The following is a 9397-nucleotide window of genomic DNA, read 5'->3' on the forward strand; positions in this document are numbered from 1 at the left end:
AAACAGCCTTCTCCCCAGCTCAGAGCACACCTTCACACGGGCTCTGTTCGATTCCAGGGCCAGGAAGACGATTCGCATGCCATCGGAAACAGGTACTCATCTGTTAGAGATAGTCGATGGGGGGACTGCGGCGCATCCGGTTTGTCGGACTCACTTCGCCAGCCGACGGCGTCGGGCTCAACGAGACCCCATGCGCTCCCGCCGCAGCCGGGAAGGGGCGATAACCACAACGACGTCGCGGTCGACAGCAGACCGGCTGGCTGAGCGCGGCGTGCTCCGCCCCCGCACCCGTGGCCAGCGCCCGGCGGCGCTGGACCCGCCTACCTTGCGGGGGGCTCCTCCCCCCTGCACCCCCCACCAGCCCTGCGCGGGCTGGACATGCGCTGCCGCTTGCCCTGCGCCGCCGGATCCGACGTCAGGGCCGTGGACGGCCCTGACGTCGGCCCGTCGACTCACCGGCCGGACCGTGGCCGGTCCGGCCTGGGCAGTTGCCCCCAGGTTCAGATGGCTGATGCCGTGGTTTGCCAGACGGAAGATGGGTTCGCCCCGCGCTAAACAATGAACGTCGCACCTGGCCACGGGATCCCCCAACCCCACTCCTCCACCTGGGAGTTGACCATCGATTTCCGGTAACCCACCGAGAAGCACGGCTTTCCGGTTTCACCCGGTACGGGGAACTACGCCAGCGTGCTGCCTGGGAAAGGTCAATGCGGGGAGCAGCAGAGACGAGCCCTGAGGTTCGGGGCCGGAAGTGACGGCGGGCCGTTTTTATGTAAGAGGGGGTTCGGCAAATCATGCCCCTGACCTGCAAACTTGGAAAAACAAAGGTATAGCTGCGCCGACACTTCTGATGCCCAGGGGTCACTGGAAGCCGACATTCGACGCAGATGTTTCGCAATCCTGCGAAACACTGGTGTCGACGGGCCTGGGCGCCAGTGTTTCGGTTGCCACCTCGTGCCGCCGGACCAGACGGCTCGTCGGAGGTCCGGCCCGGAGTTGGGTGCGACACGTGTTTCGCACCCGCGCGCAGAATCCTTCGCACTGCTGCGAAGAACATGTAGCGTGACGTCGACACGAGCAAAGGATCACGGCCTTGGCACAGGCACCGCGCAGCACCACCCGCAGGCAGGCACCCCCGCGCACCCGCCAGCAGCCGAGGCTCCAGCCCGCCGGCCCGGAACACCAGCGCGACCTCGCCGCCGAGATCGTCCGCGGCTACGCCGGACACCTGCCCGACGGCGTCTACGAGGCCCGCACCCGCTTCTACCGCCGAGCCCCCCACGAGGTCCTCGGCTCCGACGGCTACGCCCTCCTCAGCCGTTACTTCGCCCGCTTCGTCCTGCCCCAGGCGCTCATGTCCGGCGAGATGACCAAGCTCCAGTGCGCGGTGCTGTCGAACATCGTCGGACGGGCCGAGCGCGGCGTCTGCCATGCGATCCAGCGTGAGATCGCGGACGAGATCGGCACCAGCCGCTCCAGCGTCAGCCCCGCCCTCAAGCACCTGGCAGCCAGGAACTACATCCGCAGCATCGGCCGGGGCATCTGGCAGCTCAACCCCCTCATCGCCTACAAGGGCAACGGCGACGAACAGCAGGCATTCCTGGCCGAACTCCGGGCACTCGCCCTGGAGAACGGATTCCCTGACATCATCGGACTGGAAGCCCTCCAGACCGGGGACAAGGAGTCGACCGCATGCTGATGGTCACCGACCTGTTCGGAATTCTCCGGCGCCTCGAACTCACCCCCACCGCCACCAACATCCTCTCCGTCATGGTCGAGCGGCAGAACCCCGGCGGCGCCGTCCCCATCACCCAGCAGGACATCGCCGAGGAACTCCAGATCCTCCCCTCCGTCGTCAGCCGCGGGATGACCCTCCTCGTCGAACGCGGCCTCGTCCTACGCAAGGGCTACCGCTACCGCCTCCACCCCGCCATCGCCGGCTACAGCTCCGAACTCGAGATGCAGGCCGCCATGGCCCGCGCCGCCCGCGAAGACCTCCCCCCCATCCTCATCCCCGACTACCAGAGCACCCCGCCCAAGGCCGGCCGCTCCCGGCTGCGCGCCGTCGGCTGACCGCTCCTGTCGGACCCCACAGCTACGGTGCACACCAGCACCCCAGCGCTGTAGGACAGGTGAAGGATGGCGCAGCCGACGGAGGAGTTCGTCTACCTGATCACTGCTGCGGGCAGTCGGACGGCGAAGATCGGGCGCAGCACAGACCCGGGGAGCCGGCTGGCGGCTCTCCAGGCTGGATCGCCCGTGGCGCTGCAGCTGGCGGCGTCGTTTCCCGGTGGTCCGCGGTTGGAGCGGCATCTCCACAAGGCGTTCGGCAGTTTCAGGATCCACGGGGAGTGGTTCGACTTCGGCGACCAGGATCCGGTCCCCATGGTCACCAGAGCGGTTGAGGCGTACGAGCCCGATCCGGGGTACGAGGATCGAGCGGGGCGGTTCCGGGACCCGGGGCCGGCGCTGCACACGCTGGCGCTCACGGGCGGGGAATGGGCGACGATCGACTGGATTCGCGAGCACGGTGGAGCACAGTCTGCGATCCGGGTTGCCCCAGAGGTCGTTGCGCCGGACATCCTGGCCAGCACGACGACCGTCAAGGTCGCCCTCGCTCGCCTGGTCGGGCTCAACATTCTTTTGAAGACGGGCCCGCGGAGCGGTGCCTACCAGCTCAACCCTCGCCGGTTCTGGGAAGGGAACGGTACGGCTCTGTCCGCCGCGTGCCGTCGGATGAATGCGCCGCCCATTGCCGCAGACGAGAAGGCCAGGATGTTCTCCATGCGGCGGCGGTAGTGATCGGCTTGCGTCGGAAGGCATACCGGTGAGGGCATGAAACTCGAACGGCTCTCTGGAGAGAGCGCTGACTGCAGGGTCGCGCGGGTAACGGGCGGTAGCTGCGCCTTGAGTGTCTTGTTCTGGAGATCCGAGACAGCGGCCCGACTTTGGCCCTGGCGGCCGGAGCCAGACCGCTACCACCGGTGATAGCGGTTTGGCCTACCGAGCTCGTCCGGGCTGCGAGACTGGTGATCATGACCGACCGCCGCACTCTCGCGATGCCCTTCTCCGAGCCAGCCACCGGTGCTCCCGAGCCTGCCCGGTCCGGCGGGTGCCGACTGCTGCCAGTCGAGCAGGGCGCCGACTTCCGCCAGCCGCCCGGCGAGACTGCGGCCGTGCCAGCCCCGGCCCGGCGTCGGCTCTCTCCGGGCGGGCTGACCTTCTCCGATCCGGAACGCCAGATCTGACCGGCCCGTCCGTCCCGCCGCAGGCCACTGACCTGCGGCGGTTTCAAATCTAGGCCCTCAATTGAGGGCCCAAAAGTAGAAGTCCCCGCCGTTGACCTGCGGTTCTGCCGACTCTCCGTCGCCCGGACGTTGTCGAGGAACGCGTGACGGCGACATGTGAGTTCAGCCGTCGCCGTGGTCGCCGTCGTCGTCCTGGAGGAAGGCGACCTGGACGCGCAGCAGGTGGGTGTCGGGGTGGGTGTTTTCGTACAGGTCGAGGACCTGCTGGTACTTGCCCGCGTCGGACAGCGTGCGGGCGGTTTGCTGCTCCTCGAGGTCGGCGAAGCAGATGCAGGCCAGTTCGGCGCCGGCCCGCAGCGCGGCCTTTTTAGTGCGGTAGACCCAGACGTCGAGGCGTCCGGATCCGCTGTAGCCGCGGCGGGCGAGGGTCCATACTGCGGGCTTGCGGGTCGTCTCGACCGGCTGGCCGGCGCGGTGGAGCCTGGAGGCGATCTGCGGGCGGATGAATCCGTCGGTGCTGGTGGCCATGGCGCACAACGTAGCCCCGCCTGTGCGCCGGCCGGGCTGTTTCGCCTGGAACTACACCCTTGCCGCCACCGCTGCGGCCTGGGAGGACGCTGGTTGGGTACATATGTCCCTCATGGCGCGGATCCGGTGGGCGGAGGTGGTCGAGCGGGCCCGGGAGGTCGTGCTCGGCTACGGCGGCGACGTCACGCTCCGCCAGACGTACTACAAGCTCACGATGGCCGGGGTGATCCCGCACACCGCCTCCTCCTACAAGCACCTGTCCTCCCATCTGGCCCGGGCCCGGCGGGAGGACCGCTTTCCGGACCTGATCGACACGATGCGCCGGGTCCACGAGCCGCCGGCTTGGGAGGACGCCACCGAGATGATCGGGCAGGTGCCCGGCTGGTTCCGGCTGGACCGCACCCGCGGCCAGGAGGTGGCGCTGTACGTCGCCGCGGAGAAGGACACCCTGCGGGCCCAGTTCACCGGCTGGCTGGACGAGCTGGGCATCCCGGTGATCGTGGTGCGCGGCTACGGCTCCCAGTCCTACGTCCAAGTCGTCCGCGACCGCACGGCGACCGAGACGAGGGAGGTGAGGTTGGCCTACTTCGGCGACTTCGACGCCTCGGGTGAGGGAATCGAGCAGGACTGGATCGCCCGCACGGGTTGCTGGGACACCGTCGAGCGGGTGTTGCTGACCAATGAGCAGCGGATTGCCTACGGGCTGCCGCCGACAGAAGGCAAGAAGGGCGACCCGCGATGGTCGGCCTTCGCCGCGAAGTACGGCTTCGACCCCGCCCGGCCGGTGCAGTGGGAGGTCGAGGCGCTGGAGCGCAACGAGCTGCACGCCCTGCTGATGGCGGCCGTCGAGCCGTACGTCGACCGCGAGATCCTGGCGGAGGTGCTCGCCGATGAACAGCGGCAGCGCGCGCAGCTGCAGACCTTCGTGAACGGCTGGCCTCGGCCTCCCGCGAGCAGGTAGAAGGGCGGCCGCCGTGGCTGATGCCACGGCCGTCCGGCCGTGTGATGGCCGGTCGGGCGGTGCTGGGACGGGGTGTCTCAGCACCTGTCCCAGGCGTGTCTTGGGGTGCCCGGTTTCAACCGTTTCGCTAGGACAGTCCCAGGCGTTTCGCCTGGTACCGCTGCTCTGGGTTGGGCCCGGGACAAGGGTGAGACATCCGGCTCGGCCAGCTACCGGTTGGGTGCGGCGTCCTCGATGGCGGCGAGCAGGAGGGCGTGGACAGAGCCGGTGGCCTCGCGGGTGGCCGGGTCGGGGTCGTCCAGCTGTGGGGCGATCAGCTCGGCGGCCGCGGCGAGGACCGGTACGGGCACGGTCACCTCGCGCAGGTGCAGGAGCTGGGCGGCCGCGAGTTCGCCGGGCGTCGCCTGGGCGCGGGCGTTCGGGATCAGGGAGCTGATGCCGCGGGGCAGGGGCTGGGCGCTGGTCACTGGCTCATTCTTCCGCGTGCCGGGTGTCGGTGATCACCATGGTCGGTCGTCCGGCGGCCCTGGGGGGAGGGTGCCGTGATGGTGGCGAGCGATGGCCTCCAGCAGCGTCTGGCGGGCCCGGTGCCAGCGGACGTCCTCGGTGCGGCCGGCATCGGCGGCGAAGTCGGGCAGCGGACGGTCCTGTGCGGCCGTGGTGAGCCGACGGCCGAGCCCGCCAATCGCGCGCTGCCAGTGGCCGAGTTCCAGCAGCAGGCTGCGTACCAGCTCGTCGACGGCGCCGGCCGGGTCAGTACCGAAGGAGCGTGCCTCGGCGGCGGCCTCCGCGAGGACGTCCTCGTCCAGGCCCTCGAAGGCGTCCCGCCACGTCTCCACCCGCTGTTCGAAGTCTTCCAGCAGGGCGCGCAGCGTGGCTTCGACAGCGGCTGGCGACCACGGGGGCGGGGTTCGGGGAGCGTGGACGGTGTCGGCCAGGGCCCTAGCAGCGCCGGGGCCCAGCGCCCGCCGGGCCCGGCCGGGCCGCGCTTCGTTGCTGCGGTTCACCGGCCGGGCCGGGCAGCGCGTCCGGCGCCGACCGCGTCGTCCATCACCTGGGCGAGGTGGGGTAGTTCCCGCTCGTACCAGGTCAGGACGGTGCCCGGCATGGCCAGGGCCAGGGAGGTCACGGCGGCCAGAGCGATTCGCTCCCCGCCCGTGAGCTCCGGGAGCGTCTCTAGGTTGGCAGTGCCGAGCAGCACGCCGCCGTCCAGGCGGTAGCGCAGCTCCGCGGCGAGCTCGTTGTCGTTGCCGGGGATGATCTCGCGGGTGCAGGTCTGCTCGATCGCGTCGGCGGTCAGCTCCAGCATCCGCCCGTGCACCTTGACCGGCTGTCGGCGGGCCAGCTCCCGCACCCAGACCGCCGCCCGCTCCCCGGCCGCTGCGGCTACCTGCAGCCCGGCGCGCTCCTCCTCGGTCAGCTCCTGCCCGGCTGGCGCGGACTCGGACCCGGCTTCGAGAGAGGAGGGGATCGGCACCCGGGACAGCGGAGAAGACGTCATACCGGTGCAACCGCCCGCCGGACCGGACGGTCACGGGTGCAGCAAGGCCACCCTCGCTGCACCCGGGCGCGCTGCTGCACCCCGTGTACCAACACGGTCCGTGCCACGCCCTGCTGCTGCACCACCGGGTGCCGCGACTGCGACGGGCCGCAGCGGGACAACCTGGCGTTGCGCGGGACAACCTGGACAAGGGGTCTCCGGGTAGCAGGACAAGGGGGTGGGCGGCTACGGCCGGTGACGGGACAACATGCCGCGCTGCTGCACCAGGTAGCGGGACAACGTGCAGCAGCAGCGCATGGTGCAGCAGCGGGGAGTTTCGGGCCGGTCCGCGATCCAGGTTCCTTGATGGCCGTCCGGGTGGCCGGGAGTTCGGACCGATCCGAATTGAGCTGGGGTCTGGGTGATCGTCAAGGTTACGATCCGGGGCATGCAAAACGGATCGGTCCGAAATTCCGGTGCTGCTGACGTGCTGTTCGACGTGGCGGTCGGTGCGGTGTGCGAGCGGAAGGGGTGCGAGCAGATCGTGCCGCCGCCGGAGCGGGGCAGGCGCGGGCGCCGGTCGAAGTACTGCTCGACGGCGTGCAAGTCCGCGGCGGCCAGAGACAAGGCCAAGGACGACGGCCTGGAGGGCGCACAGGCGGAGGTGCTGCGGTGCGCGAAGGCGGCCGTGGACGCCGCCCGGGCGTTCCTGGACACGGTGGACGACGATCCGATGGGTGCCTACGACGCCTTCTACACCGCGCACGCCACGCTCTGTGCCCGAGCCCGGGAGGCCGCGGAGGACGTGCGGGACGAGGTCCGCTGGCCCGGCCTGACCGGGCCGCAGCTCGAGCTGCGCCGCGCCGAGGAGACGGTGATGCGCTCCAACGTGCTGGCCCGTGTCTCCCCGGAAGTCCTGGCCGCCTACCCGCCGGACGGGCCGGCTGTTTCGGATCGGTCCGAAAATCCCGCCCCTGCGGCACCCCCGGTCGGACCGGCTGTTTTGGACCGATCCGAAAAGGCGCCCGTGCCGGTGGGGGCAGCGGCGCCGGCTGACACGGAAGAGCGGCAGGCGGAGACATTCGAGGCGCTGCGGCGCGCCGCCTGCACCATTCCGACGCTCCGGTTCGGCGAGCCGGACCGGCTCGACGACCTGGACCTGACGGTCGGTGAGGGCTGGCTGCTCGCCTCCTGGGACAACCCGCAGGCCGAGGACGTCCACCAACTGCTCTACCGGGGCCGGTCGATCGGCTGGACCGCGCCGCTGCCGGACGGCCCGTGGGGGCAGGCCGGGCACATCGCCGCCAAGCACCGGGGATCCAAGGCCGCCGTGGTCCTGACGGACCCGGCCAGCGGGGCCAGTACCCACCGCACCGTCGGCCAGGCCCTGGACTTCCTGCACCGCACACACATCGAACTGCTGCGCCCCGACCGTGCGATGCCCGGCGTGCAGCGCCTGGCTCTCAAGCGCCCGACCGGCTGGATCGTGCCCTCCGCCCGTGGCCTCGGTGACCCCGACCGCGAGGCGCTCGGCGACGGCCTGGTCCACCTCACCTGGCCCGACCACCCGGGCGTCCAGGAGCTCCAGCAGGGCGGCCGGCCGGTCGGCTGGATCGAGGAGTACGACGTTCAGCGCGGAACCTGGACCGCTCTGATCGACAGCAGCCTCCTCGCTGACGCCGCCAGCGGCGAACCTTTGCGCTGCCCCGGCGCCGAAGGCGCCCTCGCCCTGCTGCGCCGGGCGCTGGGGGAGCACCTCACCCGCTGGTAGACCGGGCGGGCCGACGCGGCCGCGCGCGATGGACAGCTTCAGCAGCCGCGCGGCGCGCCTCGGCGGGCCGACGCGGCCGCGCGCGATGGACAGCTTCAGCAGCCGCGCGGCGCGCCTAGGGACAGGCCGCGCGGCACCGCGCCCGAAGCCGCGGGCGGGGTCGGCACCGTGACCGACTGGGCGACCGAGGTCGAGTTCCTGCTGCCGGGCGGCCGACGCAAGGTACGACCGGACGCGGTGCTCCAGGCCCCCGGGATCGGGGTGCCGGTCCTCATGGTCGAGGTCGACCGCTCCACCATGGCGCCGGAGCGGGTCGCCGCGAAGTTCACCGCCTACCGCGAGCTGTTCCGCACCAAGGTGAAGAGCACCGACCCCGCGCTGGCCGAGCAGGACCCGGCCGACCGCACGGTGCACTGGTGGCGCCGCACCTACCCCGGCCCCCATCCCCGGCCCGGCTACCCGCCCGTCGCCCTGGTCGTCACCGGCGCCGGACCCGTCGCCCTGGCCAACCGTCAGGAGGTCGTGGCGGACCTGTCGGCCGAGTGCTGGCGCGGCACCGGGTGGACCGTCCCGCAGGACGACAACGACGGCGACGGCTGGCGCGAGTACGACGACGCCGTGCCCATCCTCGCGACCACCCTTGAGCTGCTGGCCGAGCACGGCCCCCTCGGCCCCGTCTGGTGGCGCTACGGCCGCCCCGGCCGGCACTGTCTGCTCGACGCCCTGGAGAACCCGAACAACCGCGCCGCCTACGACCAGCGTCAGAAGGCCCGGGAGAAGAAAGCCCGCCAGGAGCACCGGGAGGGGATGCGCACCCTCGCCTGCGCCGACTGCGGCAAGGTCCCCAAGGAGGAGAGCACCTGGCACTACGGCCCCGACGGGAACCGCGTGGAGTGGACCCGCCAGCCCGGCGGCCGCTGCTGGACCTGCCACCAGGACCGCGAGGAACGGCTGGAGCGGGAGGCCGAGGAGCGGCTGGTGGCGGCCCGGGCGGTGAACGCCGGGCTGAGGCCGTGCTGGTCGTGCCGGGGCTCGATCGGCGGGAAGGAGGGCTCGACGCTGGAGCTGCGGGAGAAGGCCACCCCGGACCGGCTGGAGTGTCCGCAGTGCGCCAGCGACCGGGAGACGGAGAAGCTGGGCCCGTTGCTGTTGCCCGCCCCGACCAAGCGCGAGCAGATGGCCGCCCTGATCTCCACCCCGGATGACCCCTGGTGGGAGGACCGCGTGCTGCACGCCAAGCTCTACCCGGCGAAGGGCCGCCAAGTGTGACCTGTTGGTGGTTGTGGGGGTGTTGTGGCCTCTCTGGCCAGGTTGTCTGGACCTTTGGCTGGTGCTGTTGGGTGGGTGTGCGGGGTTGGTGTCGCCCGTGTTTTGGTGACTGTGTGTGGTGGTGGATGGGGGTTGGGGGG

11 protein-coding genes are annotated in these 9397 nt (G+C 70.8%); 7 read left to right on the forward strand and 4 right to left on the reverse strand.

The genetic code is table 11. The annotated features are described in order from the left end of the window. Positions 1-1093 precede the first annotated feature (1093 nt). From IH61_RS0139030 to IH61_RS0139045, 4 genes are all read left to right on the forward strand, one after another. Complete coding sequence (locus IH61_RS0139030) at positions 1094-1699, forward strand: replication/maintenance protein RepL (RefSeq protein ID WP_031079022.1); 606 nt, start codon at positions 1094-1096, stop codon at positions 1697-1699. Further along, positions 1693-2073: a MarR family transcriptional regulator gene (locus tag IH61_RS0139035; RefSeq protein ID WP_051838752.1), complete on the forward strand. Its 381-nt coding sequence runs from the start codon at positions 1693-1695 to the stop codon at positions 2071-2073. Before IH61_RS0139030 ends, IH61_RS0139035 begins: the two co-directional genes overlap by 7 nt. A 66-nt stretch (positions 2074-2139) precedes the next feature. After that, positions 2140-2799: a GIY-YIG nuclease family protein gene (locus IH61_RS43720; RefSeq protein WP_051838753.1), complete on the forward strand. Its 660-nt coding sequence runs from the start codon at positions 2140-2142 to the stop codon at positions 2797-2799. Between the two features lie 236 nt (positions 2800-3035). Beyond that, entirely contained in the window at positions 3036-3248 is a 213-nt protein-coding gene (locus tag IH61_RS0139045) for a hypothetical protein (RefSeq protein ID WP_031079028.1), read from the forward strand. Positions 3249-3410: 162 nt separating this feature from the next. Here IH61_RS0139045 and IH61_RS0139050 read toward each other — a convergent pair whose 3' ends face one another. Further along, a complete protein-coding gene (locus IH61_RS0139050; protein ID WP_031079031.1) occupies positions 3411-3776 on the reverse strand; it encodes a hypothetical protein in 366 nt (121 codons plus the stop codon). Between the two features lie 112 nt (positions 3777-3888). Here IH61_RS0139050 and IH61_RS46605 point away from each other — a divergent pair, with 112 nt between their 5' ends. Further along, positions 3889-4737, forward strand: a complete 849-nt coding sequence (locus IH61_RS46605) for a hypothetical protein (RefSeq protein ID WP_051838755.1) — start codon at positions 3889-3891, stop codon at positions 4735-4737. 209 nt (positions 4738-4946) lie between these two features. Here the strand turns inward: IH61_RS46605 and IH61_RS0139060 are convergent, their stop codons facing one another. From IH61_RS0139060 to IH61_RS0139070, 3 genes are read right to left on the reverse strand one after another with little or no spacing between them, the layout of a single operon-like run. Next, positions 4947-5204: a hypothetical protein gene (locus IH61_RS0139060; RefSeq protein WP_031079034.1), complete on the reverse strand. Its 258-nt coding sequence runs from the start codon at positions 5202-5204 to the stop codon at positions 4947-4949. Between the two features lie 33 nt (positions 5205-5237). After that, positions 5238-5744 (reverse strand): hypothetical protein, encoded by a 507-nt coding sequence (locus IH61_RS0139065; protein ID WP_158845859.1) that lies wholly within the window; start codon positions 5742-5744, stop codon positions 5238-5240. Further along, positions 5741-6238: a hypothetical protein gene (locus IH61_RS0139070; protein ID WP_158845862.1), complete on the reverse strand. Its 498-nt coding sequence runs from the start codon at positions 6236-6238 to the stop codon at positions 5741-5743. The genes IH61_RS0139065 and IH61_RS0139070 overlap by 4 nt, the downstream gene beginning before the upstream one ends. Before the next feature lie 427 nt (positions 6239-6665). Here IH61_RS0139070 and IH61_RS0139075 point away from each other — a divergent pair, with 427 nt between their 5' ends. Both IH61_RS0139075 and IH61_RS43730 read left to right on the forward strand, forming a co-directional pair. After that, positions 6666-7988: a hypothetical protein gene (locus IH61_RS0139075; protein ID WP_158845865.1), complete on the forward strand. Its 1323-nt coding sequence runs from the start codon at positions 6666-6668 to the stop codon at positions 7986-7988. A 168-nt stretch (positions 7989-8156) separates the two neighbouring features. Continuing rightward, positions 8157-9257, forward strand: coding sequence for a replication-relaxation family protein (locus IH61_RS43730; RefSeq protein ID WP_051838754.1), 1101 nt, complete (start codon positions 8157-8159; stop codon positions 9255-9257). Positions 9258-9397: the final 140 nt, after the last annotated feature.

It is taken from the genome of Streptomyces sp. NRRL WC-3742, from assembly GCF_000720635.1.
Lineage (GTDB): Bacteria > Actinomycetota > Actinomycetes > Streptomycetales > Streptomycetaceae > Kitasatospora.